The organism is Aggregicoccus sp. 17bor-14, assembly GCF_009659535.1.
Classification (GTDB): Bacteria; Myxococcota; Myxococcia; order Myxococcales; family Myxococcaceae; genus Aggregicoccus.
Window position 1 is genome coordinate 25,505 of the sequence record NZ_VJZZ01000008.1, and the last position, 15,272, is coordinate 40,776.

General features: G+C 70.7%; 16 protein-coding genes. 2 read left to right on the plus strand and 14 right to left on the minus strand.

What is annotated here, in order from left to right; translation table 11 throughout:
* Positions 1-1,065, plus strand: a complete 1,065-nt coding sequence (locus tag FGE12_RS16200) for a M23 family metallopeptidase (protein ID WP_228530854.1) — start codon at positions 1-3, stop codon at positions 1,063-1,065.
* Positions 1,066-1,189: 124 nt separating this feature from the next.
* Positions 1,190-2,449, plus strand: coding sequence for a hypothetical protein (locus FGE12_RS16205; RefSeq protein ID WP_153867402.1), 1,260 nt, complete (start codon positions 1,190-1,192; stop codon positions 2,447-2,449).
* Here FGE12_RS16205 and rsmI read toward each other — a convergent pair.
* The 14 genes from rsmI to sdhA form a co-directional block, all read right to left on the minus strand.
* Positions 2,446-3,276 carry a 16S rRNA (cytidine(1402)-2'-O)-methyltransferase gene (gene rsmI, locus FGE12_RS16210; protein WP_153867403.1) on the minus strand — a complete coding sequence of 277 codons (831 nt, stop codon included), beginning with the start codon at positions 3,274-3,276 and terminating at the stop codon, positions 2,446-2,448. The two genes, FGE12_RS16205 and rsmI, sit on opposite strands and share 4 nt — an antisense overlap.
* A 23-nt stretch (positions 3,277-3,299) precedes the next feature.
* The gene (locus FGE12_RS16215; protein ID WP_153867404.1) at positions 3,300-3,686 is read right to left on the minus strand and encodes a YraN family protein; all 387 of its coding nucleotides are present in this window, start codon (positions 3,684-3,686) and stop codon (positions 3,300-3,302) included.
* 59 nt (positions 3,687-3,745) lie between these two features.
* Positions 3,746-5,641: a chromosome segregation protein SMC gene (locus FGE12_RS16220; RefSeq protein ID WP_153867405.1), complete on the minus strand. Its 1,896-nt coding sequence runs from the start codon at positions 5,639-5,641 to the stop codon at positions 3,746-3,748.
* Between the two features lie 115 nt (positions 5,642-5,756).
* Complete coding sequence (gene rplS, locus FGE12_RS16225) at positions 5,757-6,113, minus strand: 50S ribosomal protein L19 (RefSeq protein ID WP_153867406.1); 357 nt, start codon at positions 6,111-6,113, stop codon at positions 5,757-5,759.
* A 125-nt stretch (positions 6,114-6,238) separates the two neighbouring features.
* A complete protein-coding gene (gene trmD / locus FGE12_RS16230; RefSeq protein WP_153867407.1) occupies positions 6,239-7,006 on the minus strand; it encodes a tRNA (guanosine(37)-N1)-methyltransferase TrmD in 768 nt (255 codons plus the stop codon).
* 6 nt (positions 7,007-7,012) lie between these two features.
* Positions 7,013-7,549, minus strand: a complete 537-nt coding sequence (rimM, locus tag FGE12_RS16235) for a ribosome maturation factor RimM (RefSeq protein WP_370459017.1) — start codon at positions 7,547-7,549, stop codon at positions 7,013-7,015.
* A complete protein-coding gene (locus FGE12_RS16240; RefSeq protein ID WP_194797935.1) occupies positions 7,546-7,854 on the minus strand; it encodes a KH domain-containing protein in 309 nt (102 codons plus the stop codon). The genes rimM and FGE12_RS16240 overlap by 4 nt, the downstream gene beginning before the upstream one ends.
* Positions 7,855-7,875: 21 nt before the next feature.
* Positions 7,876-8,130: a 30S ribosomal protein S16 gene (gene rpsP / locus FGE12_RS16245; RefSeq protein WP_153867408.1), complete on the minus strand. Its 255-nt coding sequence runs from the start codon at positions 8,128-8,130 to the stop codon at positions 7,876-7,878.
* Between the two features lie 59 nt (positions 8,131-8,189).
* Entirely contained in the window at positions 8,190-9,341 is a 1,152-nt protein-coding gene (gene rlmN, locus FGE12_RS16250) for a 23S rRNA (adenine(2503)-C(2))-methyltransferase RlmN (protein ID WP_153867409.1), read from the minus strand.
* A gap of 161 nt (positions 9,342-9,502) precedes the next feature.
* Positions 9,503-9,940 (minus strand): nucleoside-diphosphate kinase, encoded by a 438-nt coding sequence (gene ndk / locus FGE12_RS16255; protein ID WP_153867410.1) that lies wholly within the window; start codon positions 9,938-9,940, stop codon positions 9,503-9,505.
* A gap of 37 nt (positions 9,941-9,977) precedes the next feature.
* Positions 9,978-10,874: a succinate--CoA ligase subunit alpha gene (gene sucD / locus FGE12_RS16260; RefSeq protein WP_153867411.1), complete on the minus strand. Its 897-nt coding sequence runs from the start codon at positions 10,872-10,874 to the stop codon at positions 9,978-9,980.
* A 47-nt stretch (positions 10,875-10,921) separates the two neighbouring features.
* Positions 10,922-12,091, minus strand: a complete 1,170-nt coding sequence (sucC, locus tag FGE12_RS16265) for an ADP-forming succinate--CoA ligase subunit beta (protein WP_153867412.1) — start codon at positions 12,089-12,091, stop codon at positions 10,922-10,924.
* Positions 12,092-12,283: 192 nt separating this feature from the next.
* The gene (gene sdhB, locus FGE12_RS16270; RefSeq protein WP_153867413.1) at positions 12,284-13,087 is read right to left on the minus strand and encodes a succinate dehydrogenase iron-sulfur subunit; all 804 of its coding nucleotides are present in this window, start codon (positions 13,085-13,087) and stop codon (positions 12,284-12,286) included.
* A gap of 30 nt (positions 13,088-13,117) precedes the next feature.
* Positions 13,118-14,995 carry a succinate dehydrogenase flavoprotein subunit gene (sdhA, locus tag FGE12_RS16275; RefSeq protein ID WP_153867414.1) on the minus strand — a complete coding sequence of 626 codons (1,878 nt, stop codon included), beginning with the start codon at positions 14,993-14,995 and terminating at the stop codon, positions 13,118-13,120.
* Positions 14,996-15,272: the final 277 nt, after the last annotated feature.

The window sequence follows — 15,272 nt, forward strand, 5'->3', positions numbered from 1 at the left end:
ATGGGGTCCGTCGTCCTCGTCTCTCTCGTACTCGGAGGGGCGGCCGGTGGAGCCTGGTGGTGGAAGCACAAGGGTCCGGGCGCGCTGCCCGGCATGGGCCAGCAGGCGAACGCGGGCAGCGGCGCTGCGCCTGACGCGGGCTCGGCCACGGCGGCAGCTGCCCCCACCGTGGCGCCGGTGCCGCACGCACCCCCGGACGCGCTCACCCAGGCGGGCATGAAGCGCGCCGTCATCTCCATCGACGGTCCGCTGGAGACTGCGCTCGTCGGCGCCGCCGGCGCCCAGACCGGCCCCGCGCTCGCCCAGGTGGTGACGCGCACGCTGGTGTGGTGGGTGGAGGTGCCGCGCGATCTGCTGCGCGGCGACAAGCTCGAGGTGCTCTACCAGGAGCGCCCCAACGAGGAGCCGCTGGTGCACGCGGTGCGCTTCACCAGCCTGAAGAACAACCAGACCTACCGCGCCTACCGCGTGCAGCCCGAGGGTGAGAAGTACGCGCGCTACTACCAGCCCTCCGGCGAGGAGCTGGAGATGCGCCTCGAGCACAGCCCGGTGGACGACTTCGAGCAGATCACCTCGCTGCTCAAGGACGGCCGCCACCACAAGGGCGTGGACTTCAAGACCGCCGTGGGCACCCCGGTGAAGGCGCCCTTCAACGGCGTCATCGTCCGCAAGAACTGGAGCTGGCGCGCCAACGGCAACTGCCTGGACCTCCAGGAGAGCGGCGGCAAGGGCCGCCACGCCTTCTTCCTGCACCTGGAGGAGCTGCCCAAGACCCTCAAGGTGGGCGACCGCTTCACCCAGGGCGCCGTGCTCGCCCGCTCGGGCAACACCGGCCACAGCTTCGCGCCCCACCTGCACTACCAGATGATGAGCGCGGCGGACGCGGTCATCGATCCCTACGACAACCACCGCACCTACCGCCGCTCGCTCTCGAACCTGCAGCGCGCGACCTTCGACGCCGAGGTGCGCCGCCTGGACGCGCTGCTCTCGCCGAGCCCGGCTGCGCCCGCGGGCGGCGCCACCGCCGCGGCCGCGCCCACCGCCACGGCGAAGAGCACCCCGTAGCCCAGGGCGGCACCCGCCGCCCCACCCCGGAGGCTGTCCGCGCGTGTGCGCGGGCAGCCTCTTCTTGTATCCGCCGCAGCCCCTGGCTAGCGTCCCTCGCCCACGTCTGGGCAGTGGAGGTCGGATGCAAGGGGTTCGCGTCGTTCTCGCCGCGCTCGTGCTGGGCGCGCCGCTCACCGCAGGGGCCGCGGAGGTCACCCGGCTCGCGTCCTCCTTCGAGGAAAACGATCCATTCGGGCTGTTCGTGGACCTGGGCTTCGAGCGCACGCAGCGCAACGCGAGCATCACCCACGAGACCCAGGCGGGCGGCGCCCCCGCGGACCGCGCCGAGCTGAACTTCCGCGGCGTGGACTCGCGGCTGAACATCGACGTGAAGGTGGGGCTGTACCGCGACCTGCAGCTGTCCTTCCGCCTGCCGGTGATCATCCAGCAGAACCAGCGCTGGGACTACGCCGCGGGCAACACGGCGGCCACCTCCACCATCACGAACAACTGCCTCAACGCGGACGGCACGTCGGCGGCGCCCGGCTGCCAGCCCCTGTACGGCGTGCCCGCGGAGAGCTTCCGCGGCGGCCTGGGCAACATGACCTTCGGGCTCGCCTACGCGTTCTTCAACCAGGACCGCGACGAGACCAAGCCCACCTGGGTGGTGGCCTTCGACTACGAGGCCCCCACCGCCGCGCTGCTCAACCCCACCGAGGACACCTCGGACGCGGACTCGCGCGGCGGGGTGGGCGACCGCACCCACAAGTACACCTTCTCCACCGCGCTCTCGCGCCGCATCGGCGTGGCCGAGCCCTACTTCCGCGCGAGCTACACCCTGCCCTACCGCGGGCCGGGCTGGTACTCGAACTGCGACGATCCGGACCCGAGCCGCATGGCGCACCCGGAGAACTGCAACACCGCCGCATGGACCCGCGAGGACACCGGCATCCGCATGCCCCACGAGGCCGGCGTGCTCTTCGGCTCGGAGTTCGCCGTGTGGGACAACCCGGCGAAGCAGCAGAAGGTGCGCCTGGATGCGCGGCTCATCGGCAACTACGTGTCCTCGGGCCGCTACGCGAACGAGCTGAGCCAGCTCGCGCACAAGCTGCTGGACACCCAGGACTACCTGCAGCTGGGCGGCCGGGTGGGCTTCTACGCGAGCGCCACCGACTTCTTCCAGCTGCGGCTCGGCACCGGGCTCGTCTACAACACCGCGCACGATCTCACCCGCGCCGAGCTGGGCAAGGACGTGAACGGCGACGGCAAGGTGGACAGCTCGGCGGGCAGCGACGAGCTCAACCCCGACTTCGACTTCCGCGCGGACCTGCCGGGCCGCCGCTTCCGCATCAACGCGGAGTACGACTTCTCGGTGGACCTGACGCTGGCCTTCAACTTCTAGCGCTTGAGCCCCAGGCCCAGCCGGTACACCTCCTGGCCGGGCCAGCCCGCGCGCTTCGCGAGCTCGGTGGACAGGGCCTTGAGCTTCTCGCCGCGCCCGAGCCCCGCCTCGAGCGCGCGCAGCAGCTCCTCCTCGCTCCAGCGCGTGGAGCCGGTGCGCCCCTCCACCACCAGCACCACCTCGCCGCGCGGCTCCTCCGCCGCGTAGCGCTGGGCGAGCTCCCCGAGGGTGCCGCGCGCGAACTCCTCGTGCAGCTTGGTCAGCTCGCGCGCCACGCAGGCGCGGCGCTCCGGGCCCCACACCTCCTTCAGGTCCTCCAGGGTCTCGCCGAGCCGCCGCGGGCTCTCGTAGAGCACGAGCGAGGCAGAGAGCGGCGCCACCTCCTCGAGCATGGCGCGCCGCTCGGGCCCCTTTCGCGGCAGGAAGCCCAGGAAGTGGAAGCGCCCGGTGGGCAGCCCCGAGGCGCTGAGCGCGGCCACCAGCGCGGTGGGCCCGGGCACGGGCACCACCGTGAGCCCGCGCTCGAGCGCCTCGGCCACGAGCTTCTCGCCGGGGTCACTGATGCCGGGGCTCCCGGCGTCCGTCACGAGCGCGCAGTCCTCGCCCGCCTCCACCCGCTCGAGGATGCGGCCTGCGCGCTGGCCCTCCGCGAAGGCGGGCAGGCTCACCGTGTCCTTCTGCAGCCCGAAGTGCTCGAGCAGCACGCGCGAGTGGCGCGTGTCCTCGCAGGCCACGAAGCCCACCTGGCGCAGCGTCTCCAGCGCCCGGCTGCTCAGGTCCCCGAGGTTCCCGATGGGCGTCGCCACCAGGTAGAGCTTGCCTGCCATGCCTTGCGTCTCCCCTGCTCGAGTCACATGCCTGCGTCGAAGGCGGCGGGCAGGTGCTCCACCCGCGCGCGCTCTCCGCGCCCCAACACCGTCACCACGTCGAAGCGGACCATGCGCCCCTGCAGCCCCGAGCGGAAGAGGAAGTGCAGCGCGGCCTTCACCACGCGGCGCTGCTTCGCGAAGGACACGGTGTGCGAGGGGTCTCCCCACACGGCGCTCGAGCGCATCCGCACCTCCACGAACGCGAGCACCTCGCCCTTCTCCGCCACCACGTCCAGCTCCCCGTAGCGGCAGGTGAAGTTGCGCGCGACGATGCGGTAGCCCTCCCGCAGCAGCAGCGCGACCGCCGCCTCCTCGCCCGCCTCGCCCCGGTCCCACCGCCCGCCGTCCCGCCGCGCTCCCAGCCCCATCTCCCACCCCCGCCCGTGCACCTCGCGGCCCGCGCCCCGTGCGCGCGCCGCTCCGGGCGCTAGACGCTAGCGGAGGCGTCTGCCATCTGGGCGAAGCCCGGGTGCGCGGTGGCGTGCACCACCTGGGTGAGCGTGCCCAGGTGCTTGAGCATGCGGGCCACCAGCGGCAGCTTCACCTCGTCCAGCAGCCCCTGGAACACGTCCTCCACCAGGAAGGGCACCTTCACCCGGGCGCTCGCGCGCTCCACCACCGTGAGGCGCAGCGCGATGGCGTAGAGGTCCAGGTCGCGCGGGGGCAGCTCGCCCGCGCCCACCTTGCGGCCGCCCGCGGCCACCAGCACCTGGGCGCGGCCCGCCGCATCCCACTCCACCTGCGGGTAGCGGCGGTCCGTGAGGGCGGTGAAGTACTGCAGGCAGCGATCGCGCAGCAGCTGCGCCGCCGCCCGCGCGTCCACGCCCAGCAGGTCCGCGGCGAGCGCGAGCAGCGCGGGCGTGGGGTCCTCGAGCGCGTCCGAGCCGGGTGCGCCCGGCCCTGCCGCGCCCGCGGCCGGCTGCAGCGCGAGCGCGATGGACTCGCGCGTGCGGGCGAGCTCGCGCTCCACCTCGCGCGCGTCGCGGGTGTAGGCGCCCTGCTGCTCGATGCGGGCGTTGAGCTCGGCGAGCTGCACGCGCAGCTCCTCCTTGCGCGCACGCGCCTGCGCGAGCTCCTGCGAGCGCTCCTCCCGCATGAACTCGGCCTCGAGCTGCAGGGCGCGCTGGCGCACCTCCTCGCGCCGCGCGAGCGCCGGCACCACGTCCTTGGGCTCGTCCACGTCGAGCGCCCGCACGGCGTTGAGCACCGCGGAGACCTCGGCCTCGAAGTCCTCGAGGATCTTCTTCTCGCGCGCGGCGCTGCGCCCGCCGCGCCCCGTCTCGCGCGCGTGGTACTGCAGCTCCTCCACGTAGCGCAGCGCCAGCACCGCCGCGACGCCGAAGAGCGGCACGTCCAGCAGCGCCACGTACTTGCCGGGGCCCTGCAGCAGGAAGCCCAGCAGCAGCGCCGCGGCGCCCGCGGCCGTCCAGCCCCAGAAAGCCTGGTCCTTCCAGAGCGGCGGCACCTTGCTGCCCACCGCCGAGGGGTCCAGCTCGTCGCGCTCGGCGCGCACCTTGGCGAGCGCCTCGTCCCGCCGGCTCTTCGCCGAGGGATAGCGCGTGGCGCGCGCCACGATGTCCTGGGGCAGGCCCAGCGCCTCGGGACCCGGCGTGGCCTGGGCCTCGGCGCGCGCCGCCTCGGCGCGGGCCCGCAGGGCCTCGTGCGCCTCGAAGCGCCGGTCCAGCTCGAAGAGCTGCGAGGTCATCCCGTCCGCCTCGAACTGCATCGCCTCCACCTCGCGCGCGAGCGTGAGCTCCTGCTCGAGCACGCCCGCGCGCGCCTGGGCCGCGGGGACGTCGCGGGCCGGCGTCACCGGCGTCCCGAGGCCCCCGGGCGCCACGGCCGGAAGCCCCGAGGCGCTCGCGCGCGGCGGCGGCTCGGGCGCGGCGCGGGGCTTGCGCGAGGGCAGCTGCCCGGGGCGCAGGCAGTACACCTGCTCGAAGACGCCGCGCGTGGGGGCGCCCGCCTGCGCGCGCAGCACCTGCACCATCTCGGCCGCGTCCTGGGAGACGAGCTCGGGCTTCTGCGTCTCCGGGTTGAGCCGGTGCAGGCCGCCCGCACCGCCCAGCTCGCGCAGCACGCGGTAGGTGACGCCGTCGTTGCCCTGCAGGCTCAGCGCGGCCTTGCCCGTGCGCTGTCCCGGGGCCACCAGCGCGGCGTCGCCGCCGCGCCCGTCCGGGTAGAGCAGCGCCATGGCCAGCTGCGCGATGGGCGCCGTCTCGGCGGAGGGGCCGCGCAGCACGACGTAGCCCAGCTTGAGCGGATGGCGGCCCGCCGGGGTGAAGCCGCGCACGTTCTGGACCGCGAGCTCGAGGAGGTGCATGCCCCCGGCATCCTAGCGTCCAGAAACGAAAAAGGAGCGTCCGCGCGCAGGGCGGACCCTCCTCTTGCGGGGGGCGCGCTCCGGAGACCGGAGCGCACCTTCCGGGGACGAGGCCTTAGGCCTTGTCCTCCTGGGTGTTCACGCGGCTCGCCTTGCCCTTGAGGTCGCGGAGGTAGAAGAGGCGGTTGCGGTTCACGTCGCCGCGGCTCAGCACCTCGATCTTCTCGTAGCGCGGGCTGTGCGTCGGGAAGATGCGCTCCACGCCGATGCCGTAGGAGACCTTGCGCACGGTGAAGGTGGCGCGGTTCTGGCCCTCCTTCTTGCGGATGACGATGCCCTCGAACGGCTGCACGCGCTCCTTCTCGCCCTCCTTGACCTTCCAGTGGACGCGAACGGTGTCGCCGGTGCGGAACTGGGTCACGTCCGTCCGCTGGTTCTTCGACTCGATGAAAGCGATGGCGCTGGGGCGCATGAATGTCACTCCGGTTATGCAGGTACGAAAGCTAAGAGGCGGGGGGTACTAGCAGAGACCCGCGGGGTGGACAAGTGTGCAGAATGCCTCGGCACTCCCTTGGCACTTGAGAGGCAACGCCTGGGCTAGAGATCTTCCTCCCGCCGGGCGAGCAGCTTGAGGTCCGCCGGGGTGAGGGTCAGGCGGGCGTAGAGGTCCGGGCGCCGCTCCCGGGTGAGCTGCAGGGCCTTCCAGCGCCGCCAGCGGGCGATGCGGGCGTGGTCCCCACTCTGGAGCACCTCGGGTACCCCCGCCCCCCGGAAGCTCACGGGGCGCGTGTACTGGGGGTGCTCCAGGAGCCCCTCCTCGAAGCTCTCCGTCACGCTGGAGACCTCGTTGCCCAGCACCCCGGGCAGCAGGCGGGCGACTGCATCCACGACCGCCAGGGCGGCGACCTCCCCGCCCATCAGGATGAAGTCCCCGAGCGACAGCTCCCCGTCGAGGTAGGGCATCACCCGCTCGTCCACGCCCTCGTAGCGGCCGCACACGAGGATGAGGCCGCCCGCGTGGGCCGCGAGCTCGCGCGCCCGGGCCTGGGTGAAGGTGGGCCCCCGCGGGCTCATCAGCAGCGCCAGGGCGCCCGGGGCGCGCGCACGCGCGGCCTCCAGGGCCGCCACCAGCGGGTCCACCTTCATCACCATGCCCGCCCCGCCCCCGTAGGGCGTGTCGTCGGTGACGCGGTGCTTGCCCTCCGCGTACTGGCGCAGGTCCGTCACCGTGACGCCCAGCTGCCCGCGCTCCTGCGCCTTCCCCAGGATGCTCGAGGAGAGGTAGCCGCTCACCATCCCGGGAAAGAGCGTGACGAGCTCCACCGGGTACGGGGACGGCTTCACCGGGGCGCTGGCGTCATCCATGGGCCGCTAGCCCTTGTCCTCGATGAACTCGGGCGGGCGCACCACGAGCCGCCCCTGCTCCAGGTCCACGCTGACCACGAAGTCGTCCGCGAAGGGCAGCACCAGCTCGGAAGCCGCGTCGCCGGCCTTGCGGATGACCAGGTTGGGCACCTCGCCCGTCTCCCAGATCTCCTCCACCTGGCCCAGCTCCGCGCCCTGCTCGTCCACGGCGCGCAGGCCCACGAGGTCGCCCTGGAAGTACTCGCCCTCCTCGGGGGCCTCCAGGTCCTCGCGGAACGCGAGCACGCTGGCACCCACCAGGGCCTCGGCGTCGCTGCGCCCCTGCACCGCCTCGAAGGAGACCAGGGTCTCCTTGGAGGCGCCGCGCACGCTCTCGATGGCCAGCACGCGCTCGGGGCCCACGCGCGGGCGCACCAGCACGCGCGGCACGTAGTCGAGCGCATCCGAGGCGGGGTCGAAGGTGCGCACCGCCACCTCTCCCTGCAGGCCGTGCGCGCGGGCCACGTAGCCCAGCGCGAGGTGCGGCGCCGGCGTGCGGCTCACGAGCCTGAATCCGAGCCCGGACCCGGGGACGGCGGCGAGCCCGGAGCAGCACCGGGAGCCCCGCCGGGGCGCCGGTCGTCCGCGATCTCCAGCCGCACCTTCTGCCCGTCCTTCTGGGCCGCGGCGCCGAGCAGCGTCCGGAGGGCGCCCACGGTGCGCCCATCACGGCCGATGACCTTGCCGATGTCCTCGGGGGCCACCCGCAGCTCATAGAGCCGGGCACCCTCCACGTCGGACACACGGAGGCTCACCTGGTCGGGTTTGTCGACCAGGGCCTGCGCCAGGTAGGTGAGAAGCCTCTCCACGTCCGGAAGTCCGGGCGGGAGTTAGGCCGGGGTCTGCGTCTTCGGCGTGCGCTTGATGAGGTCCGCCACCGTCTCGGAGGGGGTCGCGCCCGTCTTGAGCCAGTACTCGAGGCGGTCGTAGTCGAACTCCACCTTCGCGGGGGTCTGGTTCGGGTCGTACGCACCGACCGCCTCGATGAACTTACCGTCGCGGGGGTTGCGCGAGTCGGTCGCAACCACGTGGTAGTACGGCATCTTCTTGGCGCCCGCGCGGGCAAGACGGAGAACAACGGCCATGGTCTGCTCCAACCAGTTGGGGAAAGGGGCAGCGTCCATATTCGGCGCCGCCCGGATTGTCAAGTAACAACGGGTGCTTGGGTCTGTGCTGTGGGGCTCTGATCACCCCGGTTGGCCAGCTGCCCGCAGGCGCCGGCAATGTCTCGGCCCCGGTTGCGGCGGATGTAGGCCGCCACGTGGCCGTCGGAGAGGATGGCGCGGAACTCCTCGGCGCGCTGCTCCGGGGTGCTCTCGAAGGGCTGCCCGTCCACGCCCAGGCCGGGGTTCGCGTTGTACGGGATGAGGTTCACCTTCGCCGGGATGCCTGCGAGCAGCTTCACCAGCCGGTGCGCGTCCTCGTCCGCGTCGTTGAAGCCCTTGATGAGCACGTACTCGAAGGTGATGCGCCGGCCCTGGCGCAGGGGGAACTTGCGGCAGGCGTCCATGAGCGCCGCGATGTTCCACTTGCGGTTGACCGGCATGCTCTTGCTGCGCTGCTCGTCGGTGCTCGCGTTGAGGCTGATGGCGAGCTTCACGTCCGTCTCGGCGCCGAAGCGCTCGATCATCGGCACCAGGCCCACCGTGCTCACGGTGATGTGCCGGTGGCTGAAGTTCGGCCCCTCCTTGTGCTTCAGGATGGAGAGCGCCGTCTTGAGGTTCTCGAAGTTGTGCAGGGGCTCGCCCATGCCCATGAAGACGAGGTTCGAGAGGGGGCGGAAGGTCTCGTGCCCCTCCTCCTCGCGCACCGCGCGGTTCACCGCGTGCACCTGGGCGACGATCTCGCCAGCCGTCAGGTTGCGCTTGAGCCCCATGGTGCCCGTCATGCAGAAGGTGCACGCCATCGCGCAGCCCACCTGCGTGCTCACGCACAGGGTGCGCCGGTCCTCCGAGGGCATGTACACGCTCTCGATGTAGCGCCCGTCGTGCGTCTTGAAGCGGAACTTGATGGTGCCGTCCACGCTGCGCTGCTCGAGGTCCTTCACGAGCGGGGCAATCTGCGCGTGCTCCTTGAGCTTCTCGCGCAGCACCTTGGACAGGTCCGTCATCTCCTCGAAGCTCACCGCCCCGCGCTGGTGCATCCAGCGGAACAGCTGCGCCGCGCGGAAGGGACGCTCGCCCAGCTCCTCGGTGAGGTAGCGGGTGAGCGCCTCGAGCGAGAGCGCAGACACGTCCACCCGCTTGGCCGGCGGCGGGGCGGGGATGGGCGTGGTGTCAGGAAGGGTGAGCGACATCGCGGGAGTCTTAACGGCGAGGTGACGGAGAGGCTTCCCACAGCGGGAGGCGGGCGTCAAAGCCCCCTGCCCTCCGCGCACTGAAACGGCGGCGGCCCGGCCTCTGCCCCCCGCCTGGCGGGGAGCGGAGCGGCCGGGCCGCGCAGGCCGGAGGGACGGGCCTACTTCTGGACCGTGTAGGTCTGGATCTCGGTCTCGCGGAAGAAGTACGCGACCTCGATCTTCGCGTTCTCCAGGCTGTCCGAGCCGTGCACGGTGTTCTTGTCGATGCTGGTGGCGAAGTCCTTGCGGATGGTGCCGGGGGCGGCGTTCGCAGGGTTGGTCGCGCCCATGATGTCGCGGTTCTTGAGCACCGCGCCCTCGCCCTCGAGCACCATGAGGACCACGGGGCCGGAGATCATGAAGGACACCAGGTCCTTGAAGAAGGGGCGCTCCTTGTGCACCGCGTAGAAGCCCTCGGCCTCCTTCTGCGAGAGCTGCTGCAGGCGGATGGCAACGGGCTTGAGACCCTTCTCCTCGAAGCGGGAGATGATCTTGCCGATGACGCCCTTCTCGAGACCGTCCGGCTTGATGATCGACAGCGTGCGCTCAATGGCCATGTTCGTGTGGCTCCTGTGTAGTGGGTGGTGAAGTGACTTAGCGGCGCTTCGCGGGGCCGCGCTTCACGGCCTCCTGCAGGGTGGTCCCGAGCTCGGTGGGGCTCGCGGCCATCACCACGCCCGCGGCCTCCATCGCCTTGATCTTCTCGGCGGCGGTGCCCTTGCCGCCCGAGATGATGGCGCCCGCGTGGCCCATGCGCTTGCCCGGAGGGGCGCTGCCACCGGCGATGAAGCCCGCCACCGGCTTGGTGAACTCCTTCGCGATGTACTCGGCGCCCGCCTCCTCCGCGCTGCCGCCGATCTCGCCGATCATGATGACCGCGTCGGTCTCGGGGTCCGCGTTGAAGAGCTTGAGCACGTCCACGAAGTCGGTGCCGTTCACCGGGTCACCGCCGATGCCCACCGCGGTGGACTGGCCGAGCCCCAGCTGCGTGAGCTGGTACACCGCCTCGTAGGTGAGCGTGCCGGAGCGGCTCACCACGCCGATGCGGCCCGGCTTGTGGATGAAGCCCGGCATGATGCCGATCTTGCACTTGGCGCCGGGGGTGATGACGCCGGGGCAGTTGGGGCCCACCAGGCGCACGTTCTTGCCGGCGAGGTAGCGCTTCGCGCGCACCATGTCGTTCACCGGGATGCCCTCGGTGATGGTGATGATCAGGGACACGCCCGCGTCGGCGGCCTCCATGATCGAGTCCGCGGCGAAGGCCGGGGGCACGAAGATGCAGCTGGTGTTGGCGCCGGTCTGCTTCACCGCCTCGCTGACGGTGTTGAAGACGGGGACCTTGTTCTCGAAGGTGGTGCCGCCCTTGCCGGGGGTCATGCCGGCCACGATCTTCGTGCCGTACTCCAGCATCTGCTTCGCGTGGAAGGAGCCGGCCGAGCCCGTGATGCCGTGGACGATGACCTTGGTGTCTTGGTTGACGAGGATGCTCATGGTCTACCTGGGGTGAGTCGAAAGGGTTGGGAAGGGAGCGCGGGCGATTACTTCGAGCCCTTGACCGCGGCCACGGCCTTCTCGGCCGCCTGGCGCAGGTTGTCCGCGGGGGTGATGGCGAGGCCGGAGTTGCTCAGCAGCGCCTTGCCCTCCTTCACGTTCGTGCCCTCGAGCCGCACGACGAGCGGGATCTTGAGCTGCACTTCCTTCGCCGCCGCGATCACGCCCTCGGCGATCACGTCGCACTTCATGATGCCGCCGAAGATGTTGACGAGCACCGCCTTCACCGCGGGGTCCGCGAGGATGAGCTTGAAGGCCGCCGTCACCTTCTCCTTCGTCGCGCCGCCGCCCACGTCCAGGAAGTTCGCGGGCGCGCCGCCCACCAGCTTGATGGTGTCCATGGTGGCCATGGCCAGGCCCGCGCCGTTCACCATGCAGCCGATGTTGCCGTCCAGCGCGATGTACGCGAGGTCGTGCTCCTTGGCGGCCGCCTCGCGGGGGTCCTCCTCGTTGATGTCGCGGAACTCGGCCAGGTCGCGGTGGCGGTACATGGCGTTGTCGTCGAAGTCCACCTTCGCATCGAGCGCCACCACGCCGCCGTCCTTGAGGACCACGAGCGGGTTCACCTCGACGATGGAGGCGTCCGTCTCCACGTACATGCGGTAGAGCGCCGAGCAGAACTGGGTGAACTTGTTCACCGTGTTGCCGCTGAGGCCCAGGCCGAAGGCGAGCTTGCGGCCGATGAAGTCCTGGTAGCCCACCGCCGGGTCCACCGCCTCGCGGAGGATCTTCTCGGGGTGCTTCTCCGCCACCTCCTCGATGTCCATGCCGCCCTCGCTGCTGGCCATGAACGTGATGCGGCTGGTGGCGCGGTCGAGGGTGAGGCCGAGGTAGAGCTCGCGCGCGATGTCGAGGCCCTGCTCGATGTAGATCTTGCGCACCTTCTGGCCGGCGGGGCCGGTCTGGTGCGTCACGAGCTGCATGCCCATGATCTGGCCGAACAGCTCCTTGGCCTGCGCGGGGCTCTTGGCCAGCTTCACGCCGCCGCCCTTGCCGCGGCCACCGGCGTGGATCTGCGCCTTCACCACCGTGACGGCGGTGCCGAGCTGCTTCGCCGCGGCCTCGGCCTCGTCGGGCGAGCTGACGAGGATGCCGTTGGGCGTGGGGACACCGTACTTCTTGAAGAGTTCCTTGCCCTGGTACTCGTGGATCTTCATCGGGGCTCCGGGTGAATCGAGGGGGGGGCGCCGCCACGACGGAGGGGGCGCCTACGCGTGGGGCCCTCTCTCCCGCAATACGGCCCCGATGGCAAGCATCTTGAAGGCCCGCAAAGGCGAAGGCCCCGCCCCGGCGACACGCCGGAGAGCGGGGCCCTCGTTCCTCGCGGGGGACTGCAGCAGCGCGAGCGCCTAGCCCGGACCGGCCGAGGCCTTCTGCTCGCCTTCCTGGAAGAAGATGTCCTTGAAGAGCTGCTTGCTCACCTCGCGGTTCATCACCGAGATGGAGGTGGTGAGCGGGATCTCCTTCGGGCAGACCTTCACGCAGTTCTGCGCCTTGCCGCACTCCTGGATGCCGCCGGGGCCCATCAGCGCGCGCACCCGCTCCTCGGCGTTGAGCTTGCCGGTGGGATGCATGTTGAAGAGCCGCGCCTGGCTGATGGCGGCCGCGCCGATGAAGTCGTTGTCCAGCGTCACCTGGGGGCAGGCCTCGAGGCAGCTGCCGCAGGTCATGCACGTGGAGAGCACGTACATCGTGGACTGATCCTTCGGGCTCTGGCGCGGGCCCGGCCCCAGGTTGTGGGTGCCGTCCACGTTGATCCAGCCCTTCACCCGCTTGAGCGCGCCGAACATGCGCTCGCGGTCCACGGCGAGGTCGCGCACCACCGGGAACTTCTTCATCGGCTCGAGCGTGATGGGCTGCTCGAGCTTGTCGATGAGGGCCGAGCACGCCATGCGCACGCGCCCGTTGATGTTCATCGCGCAGCTGCCGCACACCTCCTCGAGGCACGCGGAGTCCCACACCACCGGCGGCACGCGCTTGCCATCGGTGGTGACGGGGTTGCGCTGGATCTCCATGAGGCAGGAGATCACGTTCGCGCCCTTCGCATACGGGATGCGGAACTCGTCGAAGCGCCCCTCCTTGCCCTCCTCCTGCCGCCAGATGCGGAAGGTCACGGTCTTGGTGGTGACGGCGCTCGCCTGTGCAGTGTCCATGGTTGGCTCTCGCTTCCTAAGAGGGGTGGCTTACGCGTACCAGCGCGGCTCGGGATCCAGGACCGGGGTCGGGATCTCGTCGTAGGTGATCTGCGGGCCGGAGACGTCGTGGCGGGCCATGGTGGTCTTCGCCCACTTCTGGTGGCGCGCCTTCCACAGCTCCATCCACGCCGGATCCTGGCGCGGGTCCTTGGTCTTGGGCTCGGGCAGCTGGAAGTCCGGCTTGTAGTGGGCGCCGCGGCTCTCGTCGCGCAGCAGCGCGCTCTTGGCGATCACCTCGCCCAGCTCGAACATGTTCCACAGCTGGTTGGTGAAGGAGAGCGAGCGGTTGGCCAGGTTGCCCGTGTCCAGCACGTTGCAGCGGCTCCAGCGCTCCTTCAGCTCGCGGATCTGCTCCACGGTCTTCTTGAGCTTCGCGTTGTAGCGAACCACCGTGCAGTTCTCGGTCATGAGCTCGCCGAGCTCCTTGGCGAGGCCGTAGGGGTTCTCCGAGCCGTTCATCTTGCGGATGCCCTCGAAGCGCTCCTTCCAGTACTTCTGCGCGCTCTGGAAGTGGCGCTCGTTGCCGTCCGTGGCGCTCTTCGCGTTGTTGTACGCGTAGGCGGCCATGGCGGGCCCGCCGATCTGGCCCGAGTAGATGCAGGAGAGCAGCGAGTTCGCACCCAGGCGGTTCGCGCCGTGGAAGGCGTAGTCCGCCTCGCCCGTGGCGTAGAGGCCCGGGATGGCGGTGGACTGGTTCTTCGGGCTGCCCACCAGCGGGGTCTGGGTCTTGCTGTCCGCCTCGAAGGAGACGTGCAGGCCGCCCATCGAGTAGTGCATGCCCGGGAAGATGACCATCGGGGTGTGGCGCGGGTCATCGCCCACGAACTTCTCGTAGATCTCCATGACGCCCTTGATCTTGGCGTCCAGGGTCTTGGCCGGGATGTGCGTGACGTCCAGGTACACGCCGTCCTTGCCGTTGATGCCCATGCCCAGCTCGCGGCACACCGCGAAGATCTCGCGGGTCGCGACGTCGCGCGGCACCAGGTTCTTGTACTTGGGGTACTTCTCCTCGAGGAAGTACCAGCGCTCGCTCTCGGGGATGTCCGCCGGCTTGCGCGGGTCCGCCTTCTTCTTGGGCACCCAGACGCGGCCGCCCTCGCCGCGCACGCTCTCGCTCATCAGGCGCAGCTTGTCCTCGCCCGGGATGGAGGTCGGGTGCACCTGGATGAACTCGCCGTTCGCGTAGACGGCGCCCTCCATGTAGGCGCGGCCCGCCGCGGTGCCGGTGTTGATGATGGAGTTGGTGGAGCGGCCGAACACGATGCCGGGGCCACCGGTGGCGAGGCACACGGCCTCCGCCGGGAAGGTGCGGATCTCCATGGTGCGCAGGTCGATGGCCACGCTGCCGATGCAGCGGCCGCCCTCGTCCTTCACCGTGCCGAGCCACTCCCAGTACTCGTACTTGGTGACCTTGCCCTCGGCCTCGTAGCGGCGCACCTGCTCGTCCAGCGCGTAGAGCAGCTGCTGGCCGGTGGTGGCGCCCGCGAACGCGGTGCGGTGGTGCAGGGTGCCGCCGAAGCGGCGGAAGTCGAGCAGGCCCTCGCTGGTGCGGTTGAAGGTCACGCCCATGCGGTCCAGCATGTAGATGATGCCGGGGGCCGCGTAGCACATGCCCTTCACGGACACCTGCTCCGCGAGGAAGTCGCCGCCGCGCAGCGTGTCCATCACGTGGATGTCCGGGTGGTCGCCCTCACCCTTGGTGTTCACCGCGCCGTTGATGCCGCCCTGCGCGCACACCGAGTGGGACCGCTTCACCGGCACGATCGACAGCACGTCGACGTGGTGCCCTGCCTCGGCCAGCTTGATGGTCGTCATCAGTCCGGCGAGTCCGCCGCCGACCACCGTGAATCGCGCTGCTGCAGCCATGCGTGTCGCTCCTTCTGCGGTCTGAGCCTGCCGCTCGCGCCCCCAGGTGAGGAGGTCCCCTCACCTGCTCCCGCGGCGTCTGGCCCCCCGGGGCCCTGTGCGGCGGCCCTCGCCGCGCAGGTCTACAAAGGCTTGATAACTTGGGTGAACTTTGCCGCAAAGACGGCTGTTCAGGGGGAGATTAGTGCCCCCCATTTGCAACATTAGGCCCCGGGCCACGCGGGGTTCATTCCGCGCGCGGCCGGGGCCTGGAACCGCACCGTGGCCCCGAGCGAGC

What these genes read in the sequence shown, in the direction of transcription:
- FGE12_RS16205 (WP_153867402.1), top strand. Translation starts at nt 1,190, where the DNA reads ATGCAAGGGGTTCGCGTCGTTCTCGCCGCGCTCGTGCTGGGCGCGCCG.
- sdhB (WP_153867413.1), bottom strand. Translation starts at nt 13,087, where the DNA reads ATGGACACTGCACAGGCGAGCGCCGTCACCACCAAGACCGTGACCTTC.
- rplS (WP_153867406.1), bottom strand. Translation starts at nt 6,113, where the DNA reads ATGCGCCCCAGCGCCATCGCTTTCATCGAGTCGAAGAACCAGCGGACG.
- FGE12_RS16220 (WP_153867405.1), bottom strand. Translation starts at nt 5,641, where the DNA reads ATGCACCTCCTCGAGCTCGCGGTCCAGAACGTGCGCGGCTTCACCCCG.
- sucD (WP_153867411.1), bottom strand. Translation starts at nt 10,874, where the DNA reads ATGAGCATCCTCGTCAACCAAGACACCAAGGTCATCGTCCACGGCATC.
- sdhA (WP_153867414.1), bottom strand. Translation starts at nt 14,995, where the DNA reads ATGGCTGCAGCAGCGCGATTCACGGTGGTCGGCGGCGGACTCGCCGGA.
- sucC (WP_153867412.1), bottom strand. Translation starts at nt 12,091, where the DNA reads ATGAAGATCCACGAGTACCAGGGCAAGGAACTCTTCAAGAAGTACGGT.
- trmD (WP_153867407.1), bottom strand. Translation starts at nt 7,006, where the DNA reads ATGGATGACGCCAGCGCCCCGGTGAAGCCGTCCCCGTACCCGGTGGAG.
- FGE12_RS16200 (WP_228530854.1), top strand. Translation starts at nt 1, where the DNA reads ATGGGGTCCGTCGTCCTCGTCTCTCTCGTACTCGGAGGGGCGGCCGGT.
- rlmN (WP_153867409.1), bottom strand. Translation starts at nt 9,341, where the DNA reads ATGTCGCTCACCCTTCCTGACACCACGCCCATCCCCGCCCCGCCGCCG.
- ndk (WP_153867410.1), bottom strand. Translation starts at nt 9,940, where the DNA reads ATGGCCATTGAGCGCACGCTGTCGATCATCAAGCCGGACGGTCTCGAG.
- FGE12_RS16215 (WP_153867404.1), bottom strand. Translation starts at nt 3,686, where the DNA reads ATGGGGCTGGGAGCGCGGCGGGACGGCGGGCGGTGGGACCGGGGCGAG.
- rpsP (WP_153867408.1), bottom strand. Translation starts at nt 8,130, where the DNA reads ATGGCCGTTGTTCTCCGTCTTGCCCGCGCGGGCGCCAAGAAGATGCCG.
- rsmI (WP_153867403.1), bottom strand. Translation starts at nt 3,276, where the DNA reads ATGGCAGGCAAGCTCTACCTGGTGGCGACGCCCATCGGGAACCTCGGG.